27 protein-coding genes are annotated in these 24426 nt (G+C 30.1%); all 27 read left to right on the top strand.

Going from position 1 to position 24426, the window contains the following annotated elements; all coding sequences use genetic code 11:
- Positions 1 to 4: 4 nt before the first annotated feature.
- The 27 genes from GON26_RS08945 to GON26_RS09075 all read left to right on the top strand — a co-directional run bounded on the left by GON26_RS08945 (position 5) and on the right by GON26_RS09075 (position 24413).
- Entirely contained in the window at positions 5 to 826 is an 822-nt protein-coding gene (locus GON26_RS08945; protein WP_202110856.1) for a glycosyltransferase, read from the top strand.
- Positions 827 to 1726, top strand: coding sequence for an NAD-dependent epimerase/dehydratase family protein (locus GON26_RS08950; RefSeq protein WP_160374469.1), 900 nt, complete (start codon positions 827 to 829; stop codon positions 1724 to 1726).
- A 3-nt stretch (positions 1727 to 1729) separates the two neighbouring features.
- Positions 1730 to 2692, top strand: coding sequence for an MraY family glycosyltransferase (locus GON26_RS08955; RefSeq protein WP_160374470.1), 963 nt, complete (start codon positions 1730 to 1732; stop codon positions 2690 to 2692).
- The gene (locus tag GON26_RS08960; RefSeq protein ID WP_160374471.1) at positions 2692 to 3120 is read left to right on the top strand and encodes a WxcM-like domain-containing protein; all 429 of its coding nucleotides are present in this window, start codon (positions 2692 to 2694) and stop codon (positions 3118 to 3120) included. The genes GON26_RS08955 and GON26_RS08960 overlap by 1 nt, the downstream gene beginning before the upstream one ends.
- The gene (locus GON26_RS08965; protein WP_160374680.1) at positions 3110 to 4243 is read left to right on the top strand and encodes a DegT/DnrJ/EryC1/StrS family aminotransferase; all 1134 of its coding nucleotides are present in this window, start codon (positions 3110 to 3112) and stop codon (positions 4241 to 4243) included. The genes GON26_RS08960 and GON26_RS08965 overlap by 11 nt, the downstream gene beginning before the upstream one ends.
- Positions 4244 to 4258: 15 nt before the next feature.
- On the top strand, positions 4259 to 4807 hold the full coding sequence (gene rfbC / locus GON26_RS08970) for a dTDP-4-dehydrorhamnose 3,5-epimerase (protein ID WP_160374472.1): 549 nt from the start codon (positions 4259 to 4261) through the stop codon (positions 4805 to 4807).
- Complete coding sequence (rfbD, locus tag GON26_RS08975) at positions 4807 to 5652, top strand: dTDP-4-dehydrorhamnose reductase (protein ID WP_160374473.1); 846 nt, start codon at positions 4807 to 4809, stop codon at positions 5650 to 5652. Before rfbC ends, rfbD begins: the two co-directional genes overlap by 1 nt.
- A gap of 75 nt (positions 5653 to 5727) precedes the next feature.
- Positions 5728 to 6612, top strand: a complete 885-nt coding sequence (gene rfbA / locus GON26_RS08980) for a glucose-1-phosphate thymidylyltransferase RfbA (RefSeq protein WP_160374474.1) — start codon at positions 5728 to 5730, stop codon at positions 6610 to 6612.
- A 151-nt stretch (positions 6613 to 6763) separates the two neighbouring features.
- Positions 6764 to 8662, top strand: a complete 1899-nt coding sequence (locus GON26_RS08985) for a polysaccharide biosynthesis protein (RefSeq protein ID WP_394350397.1) — start codon at positions 6764 to 6766, stop codon at positions 8660 to 8662.
- A 115-nt stretch (positions 8663 to 8777) separates the two neighbouring features.
- Complete coding sequence (locus GON26_RS08990; protein WP_160374476.1) at positions 8778 to 9644, top strand: ABC transporter permease; 867 nt, start codon at positions 8778 to 8780, stop codon at positions 9642 to 9644.
- 56 nt (positions 9645 to 9700) lie between these two features.
- Positions 9701 to 10966 carry an ABC transporter ATP-binding protein gene (locus GON26_RS08995; protein ID WP_160374477.1) on the top strand — a complete coding sequence of 422 codons (1266 nt, stop codon included), beginning with the start codon at positions 9701 to 9703 and terminating at the stop codon, positions 10964 to 10966.
- Between the two features lies 1 nt (position 10967).
- The gene (locus GON26_RS09000) at positions 10968 to 11357 is read left to right on the top strand and encodes an LbetaH domain-containing protein (protein WP_160374478.1); all 390 of its coding nucleotides are present in this window, start codon (positions 10968 to 10970) and stop codon (positions 11355 to 11357) included.
- 2 nt (positions 11358 to 11359) lie between these two features.
- Positions 11360 to 12274: a glycosyltransferase family 2 protein gene (locus GON26_RS09005; RefSeq protein ID WP_160374479.1), complete on the top strand. Its 915-nt coding sequence runs from the start codon at positions 11360 to 11362 to the stop codon at positions 12272 to 12274.
- A 1-nt stretch (position 12275) separates the two neighbouring features.
- Positions 12276 to 13313 (top strand): acyltransferase family protein, encoded by a 1038-nt coding sequence (locus GON26_RS09010; protein ID WP_160374480.1) that lies wholly within the window; start codon positions 12276 to 12278, stop codon positions 13311 to 13313.
- Positions 13314 to 13318: 5 nt separating this feature from the next.
- The gene (locus tag GON26_RS09015) at positions 13319 to 14224 is read left to right on the top strand and encodes a glycosyltransferase family A protein (RefSeq protein ID WP_160374481.1); all 906 of its coding nucleotides are present in this window, start codon (positions 13319 to 13321) and stop codon (positions 14222 to 14224) included.
- The gene (locus GON26_RS09020) at positions 14221 to 15204 is read left to right on the top strand and encodes a glycosyltransferase family 2 protein (RefSeq protein ID WP_160374482.1); all 984 of its coding nucleotides are present in this window, start codon (positions 14221 to 14223) and stop codon (positions 15202 to 15204) included. The genes GON26_RS09015 and GON26_RS09020 overlap by 4 nt, the downstream gene beginning before the upstream one ends.
- Before the next feature lie 9 nt (positions 15205 to 15213).
- Positions 15214 to 16032: a glycosyltransferase family 2 protein gene (locus GON26_RS09025; RefSeq protein ID WP_160374483.1), complete on the top strand. Its 819-nt coding sequence runs from the start codon at positions 15214 to 15216 to the stop codon at positions 16030 to 16032.
- Positions 16029 to 16814, top strand: coding sequence for a glycosyltransferase (locus tag GON26_RS09030; RefSeq protein ID WP_160374484.1), 786 nt, complete (start codon positions 16029 to 16031; stop codon positions 16812 to 16814). Before GON26_RS09025 ends, GON26_RS09030 begins: the two co-directional genes overlap by 4 nt.
- Entirely contained in the window at positions 16814 to 17632 is an 819-nt protein-coding gene (locus tag GON26_RS09035) for a polysaccharide pyruvyl transferase family protein (RefSeq protein ID WP_160374485.1), read from the top strand. The genes GON26_RS09030 and GON26_RS09035 overlap by 1 nt, the downstream gene beginning before the upstream one ends.
- Positions 17629 to 18657, top strand: a complete 1029-nt coding sequence (locus tag GON26_RS09040) for a glycosyltransferase family A protein (RefSeq protein WP_160374486.1) — start codon at positions 17629 to 17631, stop codon at positions 18655 to 18657. The genes GON26_RS09035 and GON26_RS09040 overlap by 4 nt, the downstream gene beginning before the upstream one ends.
- Positions 18654 to 19757, top strand: a complete 1104-nt coding sequence (locus tag GON26_RS09045) for a glycosyltransferase family 2 protein (protein ID WP_160374487.1) — start codon at positions 18654 to 18656, stop codon at positions 19755 to 19757. Before GON26_RS09040 ends, GON26_RS09045 begins: the two co-directional genes overlap by 4 nt.
- The gene (locus GON26_RS09050; RefSeq protein ID WP_160374488.1) at positions 19758 to 20717 is read left to right on the top strand and encodes a glycosyltransferase family 10 domain-containing protein; all 960 of its coding nucleotides are present in this window, start codon (positions 19758 to 19760) and stop codon (positions 20715 to 20717) included.
- A complete protein-coding gene (locus tag GON26_RS09055) occupies positions 20718 to 21134 on the top strand; it encodes a hypothetical protein (RefSeq protein ID WP_160374489.1) in 417 nt (138 codons plus the stop codon). It begins immediately after the preceding gene.
- Positions 21134 to 21565 (top strand): hypothetical protein, encoded by a 432-nt coding sequence (locus GON26_RS09060; RefSeq protein ID WP_160374490.1) that lies wholly within the window; start codon positions 21134 to 21136, stop codon positions 21563 to 21565. Before GON26_RS09055 ends, GON26_RS09060 begins: the two co-directional genes overlap by 1 nt.
- Positions 21562 to 22728, top strand: a complete 1167-nt coding sequence (locus GON26_RS09065) for an acylneuraminate cytidylyltransferase (RefSeq protein ID WP_160374491.1) — start codon at positions 21562 to 21564, stop codon at positions 22726 to 22728. The genes GON26_RS09060 and GON26_RS09065 overlap by 4 nt, the downstream gene beginning before the upstream one ends.
- Entirely contained in the window at positions 22715 to 23590 is an 876-nt protein-coding gene (locus tag GON26_RS09070; RefSeq protein WP_160374492.1) for an N-acetylneuraminate synthase family protein, read from the top strand. Before GON26_RS09065 ends, GON26_RS09070 begins: the two co-directional genes overlap by 14 nt.
- A 4-nt stretch (positions 23591 to 23594) precedes the next feature.
- Entirely contained in the window at positions 23595 to 24413 is an 819-nt protein-coding gene (locus tag GON26_RS09075; RefSeq protein ID WP_160374493.1) for a polysaccharide pyruvyl transferase family protein, read from the top strand.
- The last annotated feature ends 13 nt before the right edge of the window (positions 24414 to 24426 follow it).

The raw sequence follows: 24426 nt of genomic DNA on the forward strand, positions 1-24426 counted from the left end.
TATTTTGAATGTACTAACCACTATTAGTATTGTTCTTTACAGGACGGATACTACAGACCTAGAAAAAGCAATTAAAAGCATATTAAATACTAAACAAGAAATTAAACTTTATTTGGTAGACAATTCACCCTCAGATGAATTGAAAATATTTAAAGATTTCGATTCCAGAATTGTTTATATTCATAATCCTTCCAATCCAGGTTTTGGCGCAGCTCATAATATTGCTATTCAAAAAGCGATTGAGATGGATGCAGAATACCATTTTATTGTAAACCCAGATGTCTATTTTGAAGGTGATGTTATAGTGTCAATGGTTAACTATGTAAAAAGAGATTCAACAATCGGAATGATGATGCCACAAATTCTAAACCTTGATGGAACTGTTCAGAATTTGCCTAAGTTGTTGCCTTCGCCAATGTCTATTTTGCGTAGAAAATTTAAAAAACCTAAAAAAGCATATCAAAAATTTATAAATATTTATGAATTGAGAGATGCTCCACAGGATACCATTTATAATGTACCTATTTTATCCGGTTGTTTTACATTGTTGAATTTAGAAGCAATTAAAAAAGTTGGAGCTTATGATGATAAATTTTTTATGTATTTTGAAGACTGGGATTTATCCAGAAGAGTCCATAAACATTACAAAACAATATATTTTCCAATGGTTTCAATTTATCACGGATATGAATCCGGAGCTAATAAAAATAGCAAACTTTTTAAAATTTTTATAAATTCAGCTATAACTTATTTTAACAAATGGGGTTGGTTATTTGATTCTGAAAGAAATAAAATAAATAACGAAGCAATATCACAATTTAAATAGATGAGTAAAATTGTAATTACTGGAATATCTGGGTTTGTTGGGGGAAATCTTTCACAGTACTTATCGGTTCTTTCTTTTAAATTTGAAAGAATATCATTACGAAATTCAGGCTGGAAAGCTAAGTTTGCTGGAGACGCAATTATTCATCTGGCAGGTAAGGCACACGATACTAAAAATACAAGTGATGCTTCGGAGTATTTTAAAGTAAATACAGATTTAACAAAAGAATTATTTGATGCTTTTTTAGAAAGTGAGATTAAAGATTTTATCTACTTCAGTAGTGTAAAAGCAGTTGCAGATGAAGTTTCGAATGTTTTATTTGAAAATGTAAAAGCTAATCCTAAAACACCTTACGGGCAATCAAAATTACAGGCTGAAGAATACATTCTATCAAAACAAATTCCTGAAGGAAAAAGAGTCTTTATCATTAGACCTTGCATGATTCACGGTCCGGGCAATAAAGGAAATCTGAATTTACTCTATAATGTGGTAAAAAAAGGTATTCCTTATCCATTGGCAGCTTTTCAAAATCAAAGATCATTTTTAGGAATTGATAACCTGAATTTTATGATCAAAGAAATTCTTGAAAATAAAAGCATAGCTTCAGGAGTTTATAATTTTTCAGATGATGAAGTTTTATCTACCAATCAGCTAATAGAAATTATCGGATCAGTTTCAGATAAAAAAACACGGTTAATTGCTGTACCAAAAGGTATTATAAAAGGATTTGCTAAAATAGGTGATCTTATAAAATTCCCACTGAATTCTGAAACGGTTCAGAAATTAACGGAAAACTACAGGGTTTCTAATCAAAAAATTAAAGAAGCAATAGGAATAGAAAAGCTTCCTAATTCTGCACAGCAAGGATTAGAAAAAACAATCAAAAGTTTCATAAAATAACTAATGGAATACACAATACTCGGCATAATCTTAATGATCCTGATGCTGCTTTATTTTAAAGTAGCAGATAAGTTTAATATTATTGACAAACCTAATCAGCGTAGTTCGCATACAGAAATTACTCTAAGAGGTGGCGGAATTATTTTTTGGTTTTCGGCTTTAATTTATTTTGTTCAGCACATTCAAAGCAATTACTTTTTCTTTACCGGAATTACTTTGGTGAGCTTAGTCAGTTTTTGGGATGATATTCAGAGTTTGTCTAATAAAATTCGGATTGCAGCACATTTTCTGGCTATTACTCTGATTTTTTTAGATTTTGGAGTTTTTAATTCAATGCCAATTTATGAAATTATCGCAGCTTATATTCTTTCAATCGGAATTATCAATGCGTATAATTTTATGGATGGAATAAACGGTATAACCGGATTATATACTTTAGTAGTAATGGGATCATTATGGTATGTAAATAAAAATATTCAATTATTTACTGATGGTAGTTTTATAAAATATGCCATGATCGCCAGTCTGGTTTTTTTGTTTTTTAATTACAGAAAAAGGGCCAAATGTTTTGCAGGTGACATTGGAAGTATAGCAATTGCATTTTGGATAATTTATCTTGTTCTGAAATTAATTTTGGCAACAAATTCGGTAATTTGGCTTCTCTTTTTAGCTGTTTACGGCGTTGATGCAGTTTGTACTATTATACACAGACTGTATCTGAAACAAAATATTTTTGAAGCACATCGTTTGCATTTGTATCAGGTATTAAGTAATGAATATAAAATACAACATCGATTAGTCTCTTTGCTTTATGCAATAGCCCAAATAGTAGTTTCTGCTGTTGTGATTTGCCTATATCATAAGGTTGAGGATTTATGGTTATTTGTAATTATTATTACTCCTTTACTTTTAATATATACTTTGAAGTTTTATCTTTTAAATAAAAGCAAATTAAAACTTAACTAATGAACCCAAAAATAATTCAAGGTGGGATTTTTTCTGATCATAGAGGAACCATTACGTATGTAAATGATTTTGATTTTAAGACTATTGAACGTTTCTATACCATTAGTAATTCTGAAGAAAATCCTATTCGAGCCTGGCATGGGCATAAGTTAGATGCTAAAAATTTTTATTGTATAAGTGGTTCGTTCAAAATACATTTTATAAAAATTGATAATTGGGAAAATCCATCTAAAGATTTACCTATAGAAACTATTTTAGTTAATGTTACTGATAGTAAGATTGTTCATATTCCTGCAGGTTATGCCAACGCTATTCAATCATTAGAAAAAGATTCTAAGTTATTATCTTTCTCTACTCTGCCCTTAGCAAATGTTGCTGAAGATGATGTTCGATTTGATTCAGACTATTGGAAAATTGATGAGCAATAAAAAAATTTTCTTATCATTAGGTCAACAAAGCGGTTTTGAACAGGAATATGTACAAAAAGCGCTTGACGAAAACTGGATTACTTCCGGTGGACCAAATGTAGATGATTTTGAAAATAAACTGGAAAATTATTTGGGGCAGGAATCATTTGTTGCTGCATTAAACTCTGGTACCTCTGCTATTCATTTAGCCTTAATTTTACTTGGCGTAGGTACAGGTGATGAGGTTATTTGTCAGAGTATGACATTTTCAGCAACAGCCAATCCTGTTTTATACCAAGGCGCAATTCCTGTTTTTATAGACAGTGAAAGTGATACCTGGAATATTTGTCCAGAGATTCTTGAAATTGCTATCAAGGACCGAATTAAAAAAGGAAAAAAACCTAAAGCAATTATTACAGTTCATCTATACGGTGTACCTTATAAAGTTGACGAAATTCATGCAATAGCCGATAGATATCAAATTCCGATTATAGAAGATAGTGCTGAAGCATTAGGAAGTACTTATAAAGGTAAAAAATGCGGAACTTTTGGAACCTTTGGTATTTTTTCGTTTAACGGAAATAAAATCATCACGACTTCCAGTGGTGGGGTTTTGATCTCAAATTCAGAAAAAACAAAAAAAGAAATCATTTTTTACTCTACCCAATCTAAGGATGAAGCGGTTCATTATCAGCATAGCAAGATTGGATATAATTACAGAATGAGTAATGTTTGTGCAGGAATTGGCTTAGGGCAGATGAAAATTTTAGATAAAAAAATAGCATCAAGAAGAGAGATGCATGATTTTTATAAAAGTATTTTTAAAGATATAGAAAGTGTAAAACTTTTTGAGGTTTTAAATGAAGAGTATTTCTCTAATTATTGGTTAAGTGCAATTTTGATAGAACCCAATGATAAAATCAATAGAGAAAATTTAAGAGCAGCTTTCGAAAATGCAAATATAGAAAGCCGACCGCTTTGGAAACCCATGCATTTACAGCCTGTTTTTGACAAATACCCTTATTATGGAGGCGTAATAGCCGAAGAATTATTCGAAAAAGGATTGTGTTTACCATCAGGAGCAAATATTAAAGAAGAAGATAGAAATAGAATAAAAAGAGTTATTAGCAATTTCTTTAAATAAAAGAAAAAATTTTATATGAAAATTGAAGAAACATTTATAAAAGATTTAGTTGTTGTGGAGCCAACAGTTTTTGGAGACGAAAGAGGTTATTTTTTCGAATCTTACAGCAAAACTAAATTTGAAGATTTAGGTATTGATATCGAATTTGTACAAGATAACCAGTCTTTTTCTAAAAGGGGAACTTTAAGAGGATTACATTATCAAAATCCACCTTTTGCACAAACAAAATTAGTTCGGGTTTTAGAAGGTGAAATAATTGATGTTGCGGTAGATTTGAGAAAAGATTCTCCTACGTTCGGAAAGGCTTTTAGTGTTTTATTATCTGCTGAAAATAAAAAGCAATTACTAGTACCACAAGGTTTTGCTCATGGCTTTTCTGTTATCAGCGAAACTGCTTCGGTAATGTATAAATGCGATCAGTTTTATAATAAAGCTTCAGAAGGAGGTATTAAATATGATGATCCTTCTTTGAATATTGATTGGGGAATGGATTTATCAGAGGCTATTGTTTCTGAAAAAGATCAGATTCTTCCATTTATTGATAATTGTAATAGTTTGTTTTAATGAAAAAAATTCTTGTAACAGGTGCAAATGGCCAATTAGGATCAGAGCTTGGGGTTTTAGCTTCTAAATATCCTAGTTATGATTGGATCTTTGCTGACAGAACTCAAATTACACTAGATAATTTAGAGGTTTTAAAATTACAATTAAATGAATTTCAGCCTGACGTGATTTTTAATTGTGGCGCATATACAGCTGTAGATAAAGCCGAAACAGAAACCGAATTAGCTTTTACAATAAATCATTTGGCAATTGAATTGATTGCAAAATACACTTCAGAAAAGAATGCAAAATTAATTCATATTTCCACAGATTATGTTTTTGATGGCACCTCTTCTATTGCTTTAGATGAAGAAGCTGAAACAAACCCGATAAATGTTTATGGAGCCAGTAAAAGAGCAGGCGAAATTGCTTGTCTAAACAAAAATCCAAATGCTATTGTTATAAGAACCTCTTGGGTTTATAGTAAGTTTGGCAATAACTTTGTGAAAACCATGCAGAGACTAATGCAGGAAAGAGACTCGATAAGTGTTGTAAACGATCAAATAGGTTCTCCAACTTACGCAGCCGATTTGGCTCAGGCAATGATTGATATTCTACAATCACCTCAATGGATTCCGGGTATTTATAATTATTCGAACGAAGGAGAAATAAGTTGGTATGAATTTGCGTTAGCTATAAAAGAATTTGGAAGATACAATTGTAATGTTGGAGGAATTCCTTCTTCATCCTATCCAACTCCAGCTAAGAGACCAGAATTCTCATTATTAGATAAGAAAAAAATTAAAGCTATTTATAATCTGGAAATTCCTGATTACAAAGAAAGCTTAAAGGAAATGTTTGTTTAAAAATTAATATGTCTTTATAAGTTAGAAACTAAATTTTGAAAGAAATCTAAAATCTAAAATCTAAAATTATAAAAAATGAAAGGAATTATATTAGCAGGAGGTTCTGGTACCCGTTTGCATCCGTTAACATTAGCAATGAGTAAACAAATGATGCCGGTGTATGATAAACCGATGATTTATTATCCATTATCTACCTTAATGATGGCAGGGATAAATGAAGTTCTAATTATTTCGACTCCACATGATTTACCAAATTTTAAAAAATTATTAGGAGATGGTTCTTCTTTAGGATGTAAATTTAGTTATGCTGAGCAAGCAATTCCTAATGGTTTAGCACAAGCTTTTGTTATTGGTGAAGAATTTGTTGGCAATGACGATGTGGCTTTAATATTAGGAGATAACATATTTTTTGGATCAAATATGCAGGAACTTTTAAAAGCAAATACAAAACCTAATGGTGGAGTAGTTTTTGCTTATCACGTTTCAGATCCTGAACGTTATGGTGTAGTTGAATTTGATGATGATTTGAAAGCTATTTCAATTGAAGAAAAGCCAGAAAATCCAAAATCGAATTATGCGGTTCCAGGTCTTTATTTTTATGATAATTCAGTGGTAGAAATTGCCAAGAATATTAAGCCAAGTGCTCGCGGAGAATATGAAATTACAGATGTCAATAAGGTTTATTTGGAAAGGGAAGCGTTAAAAGTGGGTATTTTGAGCAGAGGTACAGCATGGTTAGATACCGGAACTTTTAATAGCTTGATGCAGGCAGGGCAATTTGTTCAGGTTCTGGAAGAAAGACAAGGACTAAAAGTGGGTTGTATAGAGGAGGTAGCCTGGAGACAAGGTTTTATAAATGACGAACAATTAGAGCAATTAGCTCTTCCTCTTGTGAAGTCTGGATATGGAACTTACCTAATTGAGTTTTTGAAGCAAAAAATGAAAAGAGGTAAAATGTAGTTTTTTTTAATGAAATCCTTTTTTGAAACCTTTAATTTGTACTTTTGTAATAACCAGAAACCAAATTTTAAAGTAAATTAACTTGAGTAAAGATAAATTAACCAAAATTAATACATTGTTGCACAACCTTTTTTCATCCAGACGAATACGAATGAATATTCATAATCTGAGCTATTTGCCGAGATGGATAATCGTTGCAATAGATGTTTTAGCAATAATATTTGCTTTTTCATTTACCTATTTACTGTTTGAAGGAACAGCTATGGGGTATATTATTACATCACATCAATACTTTTATATAGCCAGTTTAATATTAATCAATATTTTCTTCTTTTGGCTATTCCGGACTTATTCCGGAATTATTAGACACTCCTCTTATATAGATGCCATAAAATTGCTTTTTTCACAAATGTCTGTGTTGGTTTTTTTCTTGTTTTTTAATTTATTATATGAATTATATACAGGACATAAAGCTTTTTTAAATACAGCTCTTTTTATTAATGTTGTTCTATCGTTTTGCGGGTTGTTTTTGTATAGAGTAATCGTAAAACAAACCTTCGAGTTATATTTTTCAGAAAAGAATAATGCTAAATTAATCAGAACTGTAATTTACGGAACGGACGCTAACGCTATTTCTGTAGCCAATGCTTTAAAATTTGAAACTCCTTCCCGATTTAAAATAGTTGGTTTTGTTGATAAAAACAACCAAAATGCTTCAAAACGAATGTTGGATTTACCAATTTTAATCTTGAAGAAAAAACTTCCTGCACTAATGCGATCAGTTGCTGCTGAGGGGGTTATTATAGCAGATAAAAGTTTATCTAAAGAAGAACAATTAATTATTGTTGATCAATGTTTAGAATTTAATTATAGAGTTTATACTGTACCCTTAATTTCGGATTGGGAAAATCAAAAAGAGATTTCTCAAAAAGTAAAAAATATTCAGATTGAAGATTTACTGGAAAGAAAACCAATTGTGTTAGACAGTAAATCAATTTCTAAACAATTAAAAGACAAAGTTATTCTGATTACGGGTGCCGCTGGTTCCATAGGTAGTGAGATTGTCAGGCAGGTAGTAGGATTTGACCCTAGAGCCATTATTATTCTGGATCAGGCTGAAACCCCTCTTCATAGTTTGCATTTAGAAATGCAGGCAGCGGAAACTAATACAAAAATCCATGCTGTGATAGCAGATGTTAGAAGCAAACAGGCAATAGAAAAAGTTTTTAAAAACTATGGTCCTCATGTAGTATTTCATGCTGCCGCTTATAAACACGTTCCTTTGATGGAGGAAAATCCCTCACAAGCAATTTTAACCAATATTGAAGGTACTAAAAACTTAGCCGACTTATCCTGTAAGTACAATGTTAAGAAGTTTGTTATGGTTTCAACAGACAAAGCAGTAAATCCTAGCAATGTTATGGGAGCCAGTAAGCGTATTGCCGAGAAATATGTACAGTCTTTATTCTTAAAAAATCAAAAGGAGAGTAGTGAATTTAAAACTAAATTTATTACAACCCGTTTCGGTAATGTATTAGGTTCTAATGGTTCAGTTGTGCCGCTTTTTACCAAGCAAATCGCAGAAGGTGGTCCGCTTACTATTACTCATCAGGATATTATTCGTTATTTTATGACCATTCCGGAAGCTTGCCAGCTTGTACTGGAGGCTGGAGCGATGGGTAATGGAGGTGAAATTTATATTTTTGATATGGGTAAACCAGTTAAAATAATTGATTTAGCTAAAAAAATGATCAAACTAGCAGGTTTTATTCCTGATAAAGAGATTAAAATAAAGATTGTAGGTTTAAGACCTGGCGAAAAATTATATGAAGAATTGTTAAATGATACTTCTAAAACGTTGCCAACCTATCATAATAAAATTATGATTGCTCAGGAAATTCAGGATGAATATGAAAATTTGCATACTGATATTGATGAGTTAATTGGAATCGCCAACTTCTTTGATAATGATGACATTGTCACTAAAATGAAGAAGATAGTCCCAGAGTTTAAAAGTATGAATTCTAGTTTTGAAGTCTTAGATAAATAAAATTAGCGTATTGTAAAATATTATTTTGTATGAATTTTAAAGGTGTTTTTTTATAAACGCCTTTTTGTTTTTAATAAAGTACCCAACTTAATAGCTTTTATATTATTAAAATAAAATGAACACTCAAAAAAATGCCACATCCTGGTTGTTCGAAATTACGCCTAAAAATAAGTTCTTTTCTCTTAATCTAAAGGAAGTCTGGCAATATAGAGATTTGTTATTTCTTTTTGTTAAAAGAGATGTAATTACAGTCTATAAACAAACTGTTTTAGGCCCTTTATGGTATTTAATTCAGCCGCTTTTTACCTCGGTAACTTTTACTATAATATTCAATAATGTAGCGGGTATAAATACCGGAACAATTCCACCATTTTTATTTAATTTAGGAGGTATAACGGTTTGGAATTATTTTACAGCTTGTCTTACCGGAACCTCGGATACCTTTAAATCGAATGCTGGAATTTTTGGAAAGGTATATTTCCCCAGAATTATCACACCTTTATCGATAGTTATTTCGAATCTGATAAAGTTTGGAATTCAGTTTTTTATTTTCGTTGCTTTTTTTATTTTTTATTATTTTCAAGGAGCTAATTTAAGTTTAAATGGTTTAATAATATTTTTTCCTTTATTAATTGTTATAATGGGAATTTTAGGTTTAGGTCTTGGAATGTTAATTTCTTCATTGGTTACCAAATACAGAGATTTTAGTCATTTAATAGGTTTCGGAATACAGTTATTAATGTACTTGTCTGCAGTAATGTATCCGATGGAACTGATAAAAGAAAAGCTTCCTAAATTTGGATGGATAGTAGAATATAACCCTTTGGCTTATATTATTGAAACTTCTCGTTATTTACTTCTTAACGTAGGAAACATTTCCATTGGAGGATTGATTTATACATTCATAATTACAGTAGTTGTATTTTTTACAGGGCTTTTAGTTTTTAACAGGACTGAAAAAAGTTTTATTGATACAGTATAAAACTAAATTACATTAATAAAATTCACATATTTTTTTATTTCTAACCTAATCATAAATTGAAAGATATAATTTTAAAGGCCGAAAACATTTCTAAGCAATATCGTTTAGGTCAAGTAGGTACAGGTACTCTAAGCCACGATTTAAATCGTTGGTGGCATCAGATTCGTGGTAAGGAAAATCCATATTTAAAAATTGGAGATACCAATGATCGTTCTACAAAAGGCCAATCTGATTATGTATGGGCCTTACAGGACATTAATTTTGAGGTTGAAAGAGGAGAGGTTTTAGGTATCATTGGTAAAAATGGAGCCGGAAAATCGACTCTGTTAAAAATTCTATCAAAAGTTACAGCACCCACTACCGGAAGCATAAAATCTCGTGGTAGAATTGCTTCGTTGCTGGAAGTGGGTACGGGGTTTCATAGTGAAATGACAGGAAGAGAAAACATCTACCTCAATGGAGCAATTCTTGGAATGACCAAAAAAGAAATTACCTCAAAACTTGATGAAATTATAGATTTCTCAGGTTGTCAGCGTTATATTGATACTCCTGTAAAAAGATATAGTTCTGGAATGACTGTGCGATTAGCTTTTGCTGTTGCTGCTTTCTTAGAACCTGAAATTTTGGTAATCGATGAGGTTCTGGCCGTTGGTGATGCTGAGTTTCAAAAGAAGGCTATCGGGAAGATGCAGGATATTTCTAAAGGAAGAGGAAGAACTGTTTTATTTGTAAGTCATAATATGGCTGCTGTAAAAAGTTTGTGTACAAGAGGTATTGTCATGGAGTATGGAAAAGTTATTTTTGATGATGATATTGATCGGGCTGTTTCCTATTATTTAGGCGGAAATGGTGCTGAAAGATCTAACAGCAAAAAAATTAATATTGATAATGAGCTTTTTAATTTGAAAGAAATTGGGCTTCAAAACGTAGGAAAAAGTTTTGATGAACCACTTGTGGAAAATGAAAAAATTGAATTATTTACTAACTTAGTTTTTCATACCGATGATACACATCGCTATCATATTACTTACCATTTGTATAACGAACAAGGAGAATCTCTGTTTTCCTTTTCAAATAGTAGTTCTGATATACAACTAAAAAAAGGACAAAATATATTAAAATGTATTTTCCCAGTTAATTTTTTTCAATCGGGTAATTTCAGTTTAACTATTTTTGTTATTGAGGATAAGAGAAGATCTATTTTTAAAGAAAATGATATCATTCATTTTACAGTTATTGATGGAGGTAGGGATTTAGGGGTTTATATGGGAAGAGAGCCAGGATTTATCAGACCTGAATTTGAATGGTATTTAAATGAGTAATATGATAAACGTAACTAAAACTTTTCTAGCTTGTATTGGTAATTTTGGCAATCAAATTGGAATTGGTTCAAATATTATGACAGGAAGCTTTATAAATTCTGATATTTTGCTTAAAAAACGAACTTTAATTAATTTGAATTGCACAATTGGGCATGATTCAGTATTGATGGAATTTACTAAAATCTCATCTGGGACAAAAGTGTCTGGAAACTGTTTCATAGGTGGTTATTCAGCGCTAGCAACAAATTCAACAGTATTGCCCAAAATTAATATTGGGAAAAATATTATAATTCGTGCCGGAGCCGTAATTACGAAGGATATTACAGATAATTGTTTAATTATTGGAATGCCTGAAAAGATTGTTGAAGAATTACAACCTTTAGAATTTTAGTAATGAGAAAAAGTCCTAAAGTTAGTATCTGCATGATTACTTATAATCATGAGAATTATATTCGTCAGGCTATTGAAAGTGTCTTGATGCAGGAATGTGATTTTGAGATTGAGTTTATTGTTGCAAATGATTGCTCTTTAGATAACACAGATAACATTATAAATGATATTTTAGAAAATTACCCGAAGAAATCATTTGTTAAATATTTTAATCACCAAAGTAATTTGGGGATGATGCCCAATTTTATTTTTGCTGTTCAGCAATGTACAGGAAAATATATTGCTTTGTGTGAGGGAGACGATTATTGGACAGATCCTTTGAAACTTCAAAAACAGGTTGATTTTTTAGAAATGAACTCCGATTATGTTCTTAGTTTTCATGAAGTTGATATTCTCAAATCTAATAATGAAATTGTAGATGACTTTATTACTAAAGTGCCTGAAAACTATGAAAATATTGAGATTCTGGCCAGATTAGGAAATTATATACATACCCCATCAGTTGTTTTTAGAAATATTATTAAAGAGTTTCCTTTTGAATTTAAATACTCTCCCATTGGCGACTATTTTTTATATTTAATGTTGGCTGAGCACGGTAAATTAAAATGTTTAAATGAGAAAATGGCAATTTACAGACATGGAGTTGGTGTTTTTTCCGGTATTTCAAAGCTTAAAAAAGCTAAAAGTAATCATGGTACGTTTACTTGTTTGCTATCCTATTTGAAGGACGAAAAGATAAAGAAAATAATTTTTGACAGACAGAAAAATGATTTGGATTTTATTGAAAGTCTTATTCGAAGCGAATATGAGGATGTTTTTGTTTCGCGCAACCTTTTCTTTAAGACCATAAATTCATTAATGAAAGATTATAAAACTCCACAAAAAATATTAAAAAAAATAAAAGCCAAAATTATTTAAAATGCGATTGAATAACTTTGACTTTTTAAGATTTATCTTTGCCTTGTTAGTTGTAATATCACATGCTAATGTTCTTTCTGGATATGGTGTGAAGGATCAATGGATCTTTAAATTAACAAATGGGCAAATTGAATTGTCTAATATAGGATTAAATGGTTTTTTTATTTTAAGTGGCTATTTAATATTTCAAAGTATTGAAAGAAGTAAAAATGTTTTTGATTTTTATTGGAAAAGGATATTAAGGTTGTTTCCAGGACTATTTGTTGTACTTGTTCTCACTGTAATTTTTGCACCGTTGGTATATCAAAACTCAATTCCATATCTCGATAATTATAAGGTTTTAAGTTATATACCTAGAAACCTGTCATTATTTAATCTTCAATACAGTATAAAAGGTGTTTTCGAATCCAATCCTTATTCTTCGTCAATAAACGGTTCACTTTGGACAATCTGCTATGAGTTTTCTTGTTATGTTTTGCTTTCGGGACTATTAATAATAATAAAGAAAAGAAAAATAGTTTTACTGTTTCTTGTTTCTGTTTTTTTATTAATGATTATTGGATACAATTTTTTTTATATTCAGCTAAATCACATAATAAAGTTTGGAATGTCTGGATCACATTTTTTTAATTTGGGAACTTTTTTCATTGGGGGAAGTCTTTTTGCTTCTTTGAAAATAGAAAATTTTAAAAATAAGAGTTTACTTTTAGTAATTGTTTCAATACTTGTTGTTACAAGCTTGTATTACAATAGTTACGATTTTTTCAAGCATATACTTTTGACAATCATGATTTTACTGATAGGTTTAATGCCTGTAAAATATTTTCATTCTTTTGGAAAAACGGGAGATCCTTCGTATGGGATTTATATTTATAGTTTTCCTATTCAACAAACTTTAATATATTTTTTCAATATTGGCGGGAATACGTTAATAATTAGATCTGTTTTACTATCACTTCTTTTTGGGTATTTCTCATGGCACCTGATTGAAAAAAAAGCGCTATTGTATAAGAATCTAAATCTAAAATTAATATTTTAAAAAAAATGTTAGCTATCATAATTCCATATTATAAACTTACTTTTTTTGAGGAGACTTTAACATCATTAGCAAATCAAATAAATAAGAAGTTTAAAGTTTATATTGGGGATGATGCAAGCCCGGAAAGCCCATCTGATTTGTTAGAAAAATTTAAAGGAAAGTTTGATTTTGAATACCATCGTTTTGAAAATAATCTTGGTGGTATATCCTTAACCAAACAGTGGGAAAGATGTATTTCCTTATCTTCCAATGAAGAATGGCTGATGATTTTAGGAGATGATGATTGTTTAGAAGAAACGGTTGTTTCATTATGGTATAATCATTATGATGAATTTTACGGCAAATCATGTGTAATTAGATTCGCCTCTAAAATTATTAATATGAAACTTAATAGCGATGTAAGTAATTTATTTTCACATCCATTATGGGAAAACGCATACGATTCGTATTATAGAAAATTTAAAGGTTTGACCCGCAGTACTCTGTCAGAATATATTTTTTTAAAGGAATCCTATTTAAAGTATGGTTTCAAAAATTATCCATTGGCATGGGGAAGTGATAGTTATGCTTGGCTGGAGTTTCCTGATGGGAAAATGATATATACTATAAATCAATCAACTGTATACATTAGATATTCTGATTATAGTATTTCCGGAAGTAATGATAATGCTATTTTAAAAAACAAAGCCAGAATTCAATTCCTTGAAAATTTAATAACGCAGAAATTTCAATTTTTCAGAAAAAAACAAAAATTAGAATTATTAATGTTTTACGAAACTTCTATAAAGGAATGGAGAAAGCTGAAAAATAATGAATGGTATTTCTTATTTCAATTCTATATCAAAAATTTTACAATTATTTCTTCAATAAAATTTATGAGAAGATTTTTTAAAAGTACTTTAAACGTATGAGCACTATAGTTTCTTTAATAATTCCTACTTACAACCGAGCGTTATTGATTGAAGAAACACTTGATTCTATACTGGAGCAAACCTATCAAAATTGGGAATGTATAATTGTAGATGATGGTTCTAGTGATAATACTGTTGAAGTTGTAAATCAATATTTAGAAAAAGATACTCGTTTTCAATTTTATCGTCGTCCTGAAAATCGATTAAAAGGAGCAAATGCCTGCAGAAATTTCGGGATAGAAAACAGCAAGGGCGAGTATATGATGTTTCTGGATTCGGACGATATTTGCGAACCTTTTTGTTTGGCAGAACGTGTAAATAAAGTCGTAAGTGATTCATCAATACATGTGTTGATAAGAGACACAGCTCTACTTATTGGCACAGAAAAAAAATCAAAGACGATTAATAAAGATCCTGAAATATATAGTGATGAAAATTATTTAAGAATGTTTTTGAGTTACGATCTTCCTTGGCCTATTATGGGAGCTTTTTACAAAAGGGAAGTTTTGGCGACCTGCAAATTTGATGAAAACTTAAGACGATTTCAGGATGTAAGCTTAAATATCAAAGTACTGTCGAGGATCAAGAATTTAAAAATAAGTAGAGATTTTAAAATTGATACTTATTACAGGATGGATGATCAAAAGGTTACTTCCGAAGGTTTCGTTAGTAATACGTTCGAATCGTTATTAGTTTTTTATGAAATACATGGAGACTTACTTAAACACCGATTATATAAATTAGATTTTAGAAAATTTAGTTCTAAAATAATTTTGCAATTTGTTACAAGATGTTTTTATCAAAACAGAATGGCGTCAAACAAAGTTATGTTATGGGCTATAAAATCAAACATTTACACATTGAGTCAAAAAAGAACATTATTTTTATTGTTATTTTGTTTAAATTCAAATTTGTATAAAGTTAAGGGTTTCGGAATGTATAAACTTAGAAATAAGGTAAAGCAAATGACACATAATTAATAAAAAGCAATGCCTAATCAAACCTTAATATCGGTTATAGTGCCATGTTATAAACAAGCACAATTTTTACCAGAAACGCTACAATCTGTATTAAGCCAGACTTATACAAATTGGGAGTGTATTATTGTTGATGATGGAAGTCCTGATAACACCTACGAAGTCGCTCAGGAATGGTGTGACAAAGATGAACGCTTTAAATATTTAAAAAAAGAAAATGGAGGTTTGCCAAGTGCAAGAAATGCAGGAATTAAAATAAGTCACGGTAGCTATATTTTGCCATTAGATTCTGACGATAAAATTCATTCGGCTTATTTAGAAAATATAATTAAGGCATTTTCTAAAAACCCAGAAATTGAATTAGTAACTTCTAGAATTCAGTTCTTTGGAGCAAGTGATGATGAGTTGAAATTACCTAATTATAATTATAAAAAATTGTTAGTTCGAAACTGTTTTGTATGTTCTTCAGCTTTTAAAAAATCATCTTGGGAAAATGCCGGAGGTTACGACGAAAATATGAAGTCGTTTGAAGACTGGGAATTTTGGATAAGAATTTTAAACGAAAAAAGTCAGGTTTACAAAATACCAGAACTTATGTTTATTTACAGAAAACATAATAATGGCAGTTTGAGCAATTCGTTTCAAAAAAATCCGGATTTTTATTTCGGATTATACGATTATGTTTATGAAAAGCACAAAGAAATTTATAAAAAATTCTTTCCCAATCCGATTATAGCTTACAACGAAAATTTAATTTTGAAAGAGTTTAATCAAAAAATAAAAAATAATTTTCTATTCAAATTATATTCTAAAATCAAAAGAAAGGTATGATTAGCGTTGTAATTAGAAGCAAAAACCAGGAAAAGGCACTTGAATTTTTACTAAAAAATTTAAAAGAACGCTATTCTAATGATATCGAAGAGATTATTGTAATCGATAATTTATCAATTGATAATAGTAAAAAAATAGCCGATTACTATCAGGCAAAATTTGTTACTATCAAAGATTTCAGTTATGGAGGAAGTGCAAACTTAGCGGCTTCATCAGCATCAAATAATATAGTGGTTATTTTTAGCGCACATTCGTATCCTGTTAGCCCAGATTTTTTTAAAGTAATTCAACAAAAATTTGACGCTAATAAAAATCTAGCTGGATTACGCTGTTTACATTCAACAAACGACTATAAAAACTATATAGAAGGAATTGATGCTAAAAAAGATCCAAATAAATCTGGGTTAATTTTTTCGGGATCTGCATTTAACAGAAAAGTTTGGCAAAAAATTCCGTTTGACGAAAACGTACCCACTTTTGAAGACAAAGACTGGACTTTAAGAGTTTTAAAAGCAGATTACGAAATTGATTTTGCACCTGTAGTTTTTAATTATGATATAAAAAGAACTCCAGCACAAGAATATTTCCGATTTACAAGAGATGTTTTAGGTAATTATCAAATTTGGCATAAAGAGGACGCACTAAGTTCTGCATTCAAAGGTTTTATAATGGCATTGTACAGAATCATTACTAGAAGTTTTGTACAAATCTATTATGCTTTTAAAAGGTTATTTTTCATGTTACGTTTTAAGATCTCAAAACCTCAAAAATTTAATTATTAATGAAAATTATTTTTTTGTATTGGTGTTCGCTTAAAAGATCAGATCACAGAGATAATTATGGAGATTTGTTGTCTAAATATATAATTAAAAAACTTTCTAAAGGGATTGTTATAAAAGTCAAATACCCATCATCAAGAATCTATAATTTTTTTGTAAAAAATTATATTTCTATTGGAAGTATTATTAATACTGCAAGCGTTAACACTATTGTTTGGGGAAGCGGAATCATAAAAAAAAATGATAATGTAAGAAATGCCAGGTTTTTGGCAGTAAGAGGACCATTAACTCGTAAGCGAATTATTGATTTGGGCTATGAGGCCCCAGAAGTATATGGTGATCCAGCTATTTTACTGCCTATTTTGTTTAAAAACAATCAAGTTGTTAAAAAATTTGAAATTGGCATAATACCACATTATGTTGATTTTGAGGAAGTACAAGATTTTTTTAAAAACGAATCTAGAATTAAAGTAATCGATTTGTTGACTTTAAATGTAGAAACAACTACGAATGAAATTCTGGAATGTTCCAATATAATTTCATCATCGCTTCACGGTTTAATTGTCTCACACTCTTATAATATTCCAGCAATGTGGAATAAATTTTCAAATAAATTGTCAGGAGATAATATTAAGTTTTATGACTATTTTGAGTCTGTTGGGATAAATTATTCTGAAGAGTTAGCTAATGAAGTTCAAAATTTAAGCTTTGAATTTATTAAAAATCTAATTGTAGAAAACAAGGAAATTTTGTTGCCTAATAAAGAGTTATTAGAATTTAGACAAAATGAATTATTAAAAGCATGCCCGTTTAACAAATGAGAAAAGGTAATAATCCATCAAGAGATATAGTTTTGTCTGCGAATGAATCATCGCATCGTATTATAATTCCGTTACATATACCAAACGAAGACAATTATTATAAGGATGCATTTCAAATTTTTAGTTATTGTTTACAATCTGTTTTAAAAACCAGCAATTCAGTTATTAAAATATCGGTTATAAGCAACGGTTGTTCTGCTATTATTAATGAGAAGTTATTTCGATTACATCAAGAAGGCAATATTGATGAATTGATTATCGAAAAAGAACCTATAGGAAAAATCAATAGCATTCTTAAGGCACTACGAACAGCCAACGAACGTTTAATTACGATTACAGATGCCGATGTTTTGTTTGATAATGGTTGGGAACAAGCGGTTTTAAAAGTTTTTGAAGCTTTTCCAAAAGCAGGATCTGTAAGCCCTGTGCCCATATTTAGAACACATTTAAGACTTACTTGTAATATTTGGTTCCGTTATTTATTCTCCAAAAAATTGTATTTTAGAAAAGTAAAAAATCCCGAAGCCATGACTCAATTTGCCAAAAGTATTGGCTGGAAATGGCTAGATGGTATATATAAAGATACAATTGCAACTTTAGAAGCAAAAAATAAAACTATTGCTGTTCTGGGCTGTTCTCATTTTGTAGTTACCTATAAACGAGAAGTGTTTGATTGTATACCGAAAGAAAACACCATTTTTCAATTAGGAGGAAATAGTGAATCAGAATATACAGATTTACCAGTTATTAAAATGGGAGGTTTTAGACTAGCAACTTATGATAATTATGCCTATCACATGGGTAATTGTTATGAAGATTGGATGGGAGATAAATTTGATATTTTATATAATAAAGAAAAAAAGGCAATAAATTATGAGTACTTACCAGTACTTAAACGAAAAAAGTTAAAGTATTTTTTAACCGAAAAATTGTTCAGAAAATTGTTTACCATAAAAAGCTTCTATAAATTTATTTTAAAAAGTAAAGGCTTAACTGCAGAACAAATAAAAAACTTTATTAATTGATAACAGTAGTACTTACCAATCGAAATCGTGATTTAAGAATTATCAAAAAGTGTTTTGATTCACTATCAATGCAATCAAATTCTAATTTCGATTTGTACTTAGTAGATTTTGGTTCTCAACTGGATTATCTGATTTCTTTAGAAAAAATGCTTTTGTTATATACTAAAATAAGATTAATAAAATGTCCGGTTCAAGGTCAACTCTGGAATAAATCCAGAGCCATAAATATTGTTTTAAAGCAAACAAACAACCCTTATTTTTTGGTAGGAGATATTGATATGATATTTCGAAAGGATTTTTTCGAGAATCTACAAACTATAAAATCTCTATATAAAGCCGTTTATTTTCAAGTTGGATTTTTAGGAGAAGCCGAATCTAAAAAAGAAAAACCTTTTGAAGATTACAAAATCAATCATTTATCATCGAAAGAGGCTACCGGAATAACCCTTTTTCCAACAAAGATATTAAAAAATATCAATGGGTACGATGAATTTTATCACGGCTGGGGTGCAGAAGATACAGATGTACACATTCGACTAAAAAATGCCGGACAAGAGATTGTTTTTTATGATAAAGATATTTTTTTACTACATCAATGGCATTCCAAAAAATATCGTTCTAAAGAAAGTACAGAACCTTTCCATTCAAAATTAGAAAAAATAAATCACGCTTATATTCAAATTTCTCAAAGAAATAAAATCACAAAAGTAAATTTAGATAATGAGTGGGGCATTTTGCCAAATGAAAGTGATTATTTAAAATTAAACGATGAACCAGATGCTCAAATTAGTATAAAACCTGTTGATACAGAGATTAATGCTCTTATGGGGCAATTGGATAATTTTGATAAGAAATTGGCTTCGATACGTATTGAAGATGTTGGTTTTAAGGATAATGTCAGAAATTTCACAAAAAAAATACTCAGAAAAAAGCATTTTAATTTTTTGCCTTTGCCAATAGTTAATGATATAATTTTGCAAGAAATAATTCAGAAATATAAAAATGTAGCTTATCAGTACAATTTTGATAAAAGCAATAAAATAATTATAGTTAAAATTAATTTTAACTATAATAATCAATCAGGAAAAACATCAACTTAAATGAATCCAATAAAATTATATAAAGCATCTTCTTTCAGATATACTCCATTTGATGATTACCAGCCTGGAGATTTAGATTATTTAAAGAAAAATAATATTAGTATTGTTACTGATATTAAAGAAGCTGATGTGATAATTTCTCAAAATTTTAAGTTCCTAAAAAAGCATTTTTGGCGAGTTATTTTTGGAAATAAATTTTTGGTATGGACATTAGAGCCTAGGTTTGATACTCATTTTGTGTCGAAAGAAAAATATTTATTGGGTTTAGTCAAATGTCATTTTATGAATATTTATACAAGAGACGTTTTTGTTACCAATATTTCGATTCATTGCAGGAAAATCAATAGAATATTAGAATTTTTACCAGATGATTTTTTATTAGAATCAAATAAAATAGGAACTTTAATGTCTTATTATAAAGGGATTGAAGCAAGTCCATTAATCTGTAACAATGAAAATATTGACCTCATTGCTTTAAGATCCGAAATCGCTTTAGCAGGAAACAAAGCAATGGTAATGGATGTTTACGGTAAGGGCTGGCCTAAAGGAATTTCGAAAGAAGATTCAAGAGATGGAGATTGGGTAGGCAGTAAAGATAAAATTCTAAATAAATATAATTTTAATTTATGTTTTGAAAACACAGCCAGTTTTAATTATATGACGGAGAAAATTTGGGATAGCATTCAAAATTATTGTTTACCTATTTACTATGCTAAAAATACCAATGCGTATGAAATTTTTCCAGAAGATAGCTTTATAGATTATGCTGATTTTAATTCTCCCAATGAACTATTTGATTTTGTTAATAATATGAAATCAGAAGAGTTTGTAATCAGAATGAATAAATGTATTCAGGTTTATAATGCAATTAGTGAAAAAGGAATTTCTTTAGTGAACTCTGAACGAGAAAAAACTTTAAATAAAATAGTTTTAAAACTTCATTCAATAAAAAAGACTTAAATGAGGGTTAAGAATAGTTTGAAAGGCAATCGGTCTAAGATAGTATTGGTGAATTATGCTGATAAAAACTATACAAAGTCACAAAAAATTAACACAAAATCAGCAATAAAAATAGGATGTTTTGAAGAAGTAATCTCTTTTTCTCCAAATGATATTGATGAGTGTTTCTATAATAAGAACAAAAATATTTTAGACAAGAAGAGAGGTAATGGATATTGGCTATGGAAGCCTTATTTTATTAAAAAGGCACTTCAGAATATTAAAGAAGGAGAACTTTTGTTTTATTGCGATTCAGGAAGCTATTTTTTAAATTCAATAAATGAATTACTAGAGAGTACTGAAAAAAATCAAGACATTATACCGTTTGAACTTCAGCAAATTGAAAAAAATGGACAAAAAGAGATTGTTTTATATTAATGGATTGTGATAATTCAAAAACAATCGATTCAAAACAAAGATTAGCAGGTTTTAGTTTGTGGAGGAAATCTGATTTCACAATTAAATTTTTGGATGAATGGCTCAATTTTGCTCAAGATGAAAGAATTTTAATGGATGAAGTTAATCAATTGGGATTCCCTAATTACGAAGACTTTATTGAACATAGACATGATCAATCAATTTTCAGTCTCTTAACAAAAAAGTATGACTTGAAAGCCTACAGGGATCCTTCGCAATTCGGTAATAAATTTTGTGAACTGTATTCAATGTCAAATTATCCTCAAATACTTGTCTCAACAAGGCAACGAAATATTAGCTTATATAAATTACTTAAAAAAGTGATAAAAGCTTATTTGAAAAAAATAAATTATATTCTAGATAATATTGTAAATATTGTAATGAAAAAATGAAAAAAACAGCTATAATACCCTTACGTAAAGGATCCAAAGGAATTCCAGGAAAAAATAAGAAAAAAATGTTAGGGCGTCCCCTTTTTTCATGGGTATTAACTGAGGCAATTTTTTCAGATTTAGATGAGGTTTATGTGTTTACAGATGACCAGGAAATAATTGATTATGTAGAAAGAGAATACCATTGGTCATCAAAAGTAAAAGCATTATTAAGAAATGCAGAAAATGCTTCTGATATTGCCTCAACTGAGAGTGTTTTGCTTGAGTTTGCAGAAAATATAAATCAAGATTTTGACATACTTTCCTTGTTACAAGCTACTTCGCCAATGACTTTGGCAAGTGATATAAATGCTACTTTGAATGAAATTATTCAAAATAAAAAAGACGCAGCACTAACAGTTGTTAATACACATCGTTTTACTTGGAATGCAGATGGGACTTCGCAAAATTATGATGTTTTCAAGAGACCAAGACGACAGGATTTTGGTGGATTGCTAATAGAAAACGGAGCCGTTTATACCACTACAAAAGAAGCTTTCTTAAATTCGAAAAATAGAATTAGTGGCACTATTGGTTTAGTCAAAATGCCTGAAGAAACACTTGTAGAAATTGATAGTCTGAGTGATTGGGATATAGTCGAAAAGCTACTGGCAGAACGTTTGAAAAAGAGTAAAATACATCAAAGAATCGATTATTTAATATTAGATGTAGATGGTGTTTTTACAGATGGTAGCGTTTATTACAGTCCAGACGGAGAATTAGCAAAGAAATTTGACATGCGTGACGGTATGGGGTTAGAAATTATAAGACAAAATCAAGTTGAAGTGATAGTCTTAACTTCAGAAAATTCTGAGTTAGTTGCCCAGAGAATGAAGAAATTACAAATAAAGAATACTTTTTTAGGTGTTAAGGATAAGTTTTCATTTTTAAGACAATTTCTTTTAGATAGAAATAGTAGTTTTGGTGCCGCTGCTTATGTTGGTGATGATGTAAATGATTTGGCTAATATTTGCAGCGTAGGATGGTCTTTTGCCCCATCAAATGCGACAGAGATTGTAAAGACAAATGCAGATTACGTTTTGAATAATGATTCCGGAAACGGAGCAATCAGAGAAACTTGCGAAATTATTTTAAAGTATAATAAACGTTATGAAAGAATTTAAAAAACCTTATGTTATTGCAGAAATTGGTTGTAATCACAAAGGCGAAATGGAAATAGCAAAAGAATTAATAAAAATTGCTAAGATTTTTGGAAATGCTGATGCCGTTAAATTTCAAAAACGTAATAATAAAGAACTTTTAACAGAAGAGCAATATCACGCTCCACATCCTAATGCTTCAAATTCGTATGGTAATACATATGGAGAACATAGAGAATATCTAGAATTTGACTTAGCACAACATCAGGAATTAAAAGAGTATTGTTCCGAAATAGGAATTACATATTCGACTTCTGTCTGGGATACAACATCAGCTAAAGAAATAGCATCTCTTAATCCGGAGTTTATTAAAATTCCTTCTGCTTGTAATAATAATTTTGAAATGCTGGGTTGGCTATGCGATAATTATTCAGGTGAAATTCATATTTCTACTGGGATGACGACTAAAAATGAAACAGATATTTTGGTAGAATATTTCACCGCTAAAGGACGCAATAAAGATTTAGTTTTATATAATTGTACCTCTGGATATCCGGTTCCTTTTGAAGACGTATGTTTGTTAGATATAAATTTATTAAAACAAAAATACGGGGATCTAGTAAAGCATATTGGGTTTTCAGGGCATCATTTAGGTATTGCTGTTGACATTGCGGCTTATACTCTGGGAGCTAATATTATAGAAAGACATTATACGATAGACAGAACCTGGAAAGGAACTGATCATGCCGCTTCATTAGAACCAATGGGGTTACGAAAATTAAGCCGTGATTTAGAGGCAGTTTATCAGGCATTGACTTATAAATCTTCGGATATACTTCCAATTGAGCAGGTTCAAAGAGATAAATTGAAAAACCAAAAAGTATAAAAAGATGTTTTTTTTAAACACAATTAGACTTTTTTGGTGGAATGAAAAAGTAATTCAAGGAAAATCAAAAGAAAATTACGGAGATGTTTTAGGAAGATATCTTGTTGAGAAAATTTCAAAGAAAAATGTCGTTTTTGCCTGGCCTAAAAAATTTTCAATTTTGGATTGGTTTATGCCCATTTATGTTACAATTGGGAGCATTTTAGCAAACGTAAATCATAAATGTATTGTTTGGGGCAGTGGAATTATTGATACACAAACCAATGTTAAAGAAGCAGTTTTCTTAGCTGTTCGCGGGCCACAAACACGTAAACATTTATTAAATCTGGGCTACAATGTTCCTGAAGTTTATGGCGATCCGGCTTTATTATTGCCAAAATATTTTCATCCCGATATTGAAAAAAAATACAAATACGGTTTTGTTCCGCATTACAATGATTATAAATTAGTGCAGCATTGGTTTCAGGACAATCCAAAGGTTTTACTGATAGATATGATGACAAATGATATCGAATCAAAAACGATAGAGTTTTTGCAATGCGAACAAATTATTTCCTCTTCATTACACGGAATTATAATTGCCCACGCTTATGGGATTCCTGCAGTCTGGCAAAAATTTTCAGATAAGGTTTTTGGAGATGATATCAAATATAAGGATTATTATGAGTCAGTTAAGCTGCCATTTTATAAGCCTGAGATAAAAAATATTCCTTACAAAGATATTGAATTAGAGCACCTTTTTTCAGTTTTACCTAGCTTGCCCAAAAAAGAAACTGTAGATGAATTGTGTAACGGATTAATGAAAGTTTGCCCTTTTTTATAGCAGTCTATTTCAT

The sequence above is a fragment of the Flavobacterium hydrocarbonoxydans genome, from assembly GCF_009789235.1.
Classification (GTDB): Bacteria; Bacteroidota; Bacteroidia; order Flavobacteriales; family Flavobacteriaceae; genus Flavobacterium; species Flavobacterium hydrocarbonoxydans.

Coding starts and splice junctions, on each gene's coding strand:
- GON26_RS09040 (WP_160374486.1), top strand. CDS start 17,629: ATGAGAAAAGGTAATAATCCATCAAGAGATATAGTTTTGTCTGCGAAT.
- GON26_RS09030 (WP_160374484.1), top strand. CDS start 16,029: ATGATTAGCGTTGTAATTAGAAGCAAAAACCAGGAAAAGGCACTTGAA.
- GON26_RS09005 (WP_160374479.1), top strand. CDS start 11,360: ATGAGAAAAAGTCCTAAAGTTAGTATCTGCATGATTACTTATAATCAT.
- GON26_RS09015 (WP_160374481.1), top strand. CDS start 13,319: ATGTTAGCTATCATAATTCCATATTATAAACTTACTTTTTTTGAGGAG.
- GON26_RS09065 (WP_160374491.1), top strand. CDS start 21,562: ATGAAAAAAACAGCTATAATACCCTTACGTAAAGGATCCAAAGGAATT.
- GON26_RS09035 (WP_160374485.1), top strand. CDS start 16,814: ATGAAAATTATTTTTTTGTATTGGTGTTCGCTTAAAAGATCAGATCAC.
- rfbC (WP_160374472.1), top strand. CDS start 4,259: ATGAAAATTGAAGAAACATTTATAAAAGATTTAGTTGTTGTGGAGCCA.
- rfbD (WP_160374473.1), top strand. CDS start 4,807: ATGAAAAAAATTCTTGTAACAGGTGCAAATGGCCAATTAGGATCAGAG.
- GON26_RS09020 (WP_160374482.1), top strand. CDS start 14,221: ATGAGCACTATAGTTTCTTTAATAATTCCTACTTACAACCGAGCGTTA.
- GON26_RS08965 (WP_160374680.1), top strand. CDS start 3,110: ATGAGCAATAAAAAAATTTTCTTATCATTAGGTCAACAAAGCGGTTTT.
- GON26_RS08960 (WP_160374471.1), top strand. CDS start 2,692: ATGAACCCAAAAATAATTCAAGGTGGGATTTTTTCTGATCATAGAGGA.
- GON26_RS08950 (WP_160374469.1), top strand. CDS start 827: ATGAGTAAAATTGTAATTACTGGAATATCTGGGTTTGTTGGGGGAAAT.
- GON26_RS09055 (WP_160374489.1), top strand. CDS start 20,718: ATGAGGGTTAAGAATAGTTTGAAAGGCAATCGGTCTAAGATAGTATTG.
- GON26_RS09070 (WP_160374492.1), top strand. CDS start 22,715: ATGAAAGAATTTAAAAAACCTTATGTTATTGCAGAAATTGGTTGTAAT.
- GON26_RS09075 (WP_160374493.1), top strand. CDS start 23,595: ATGTTTTTTTTAAACACAATTAGACTTTTTTGGTGGAATGAAAAAGTA.
- GON26_RS08985 (WP_394350397.1), top strand. CDS start 6,764: ATGAATATTCATAATCTGAGCTATTTGCCGAGATGGATAATCGTTGCA.
- GON26_RS08990 (WP_160374476.1), top strand. CDS start 8,778: ATGAACACTCAAAAAAATGCCACATCCTGGTTGTTCGAAATTACGCCT.
- rfbA (WP_160374474.1), top strand. CDS start 5,728: ATGAAAGGAATTATATTAGCAGGAGGTTCTGGTACCCGTTTGCATCCG.
- GON26_RS09010 (WP_160374480.1), top strand. CDS start 12,276: ATGCGATTGAATAACTTTGACTTTTTAAGATTTATCTTTGCCTTGTTA.
- GON26_RS09050 (WP_160374488.1), top strand. CDS start 19,758: ATGAATCCAATAAAATTATATAAAGCATCTTCTTTCAGATATACTCCA.
- GON26_RS09060 (WP_160374490.1), top strand. CDS start 21,134: ATGGATTGTGATAATTCAAAAACAATCGATTCAAAACAAAGATTAGCA.
- GON26_RS09025 (WP_160374483.1), top strand. CDS start 15,214: ATGCCTAATCAAACCTTAATATCGGTTATAGTGCCATGTTATAAACAA.
- GON26_RS09000 (WP_160374478.1), top strand. CDS start 10,968: ATGATAAACGTAACTAAAACTTTTCTAGCTTGTATTGGTAATTTTGGC.
- GON26_RS08955 (WP_160374470.1), top strand. CDS start 1,730: ATGGAATACACAATACTCGGCATAATCTTAATGATCCTGATGCTGCTT.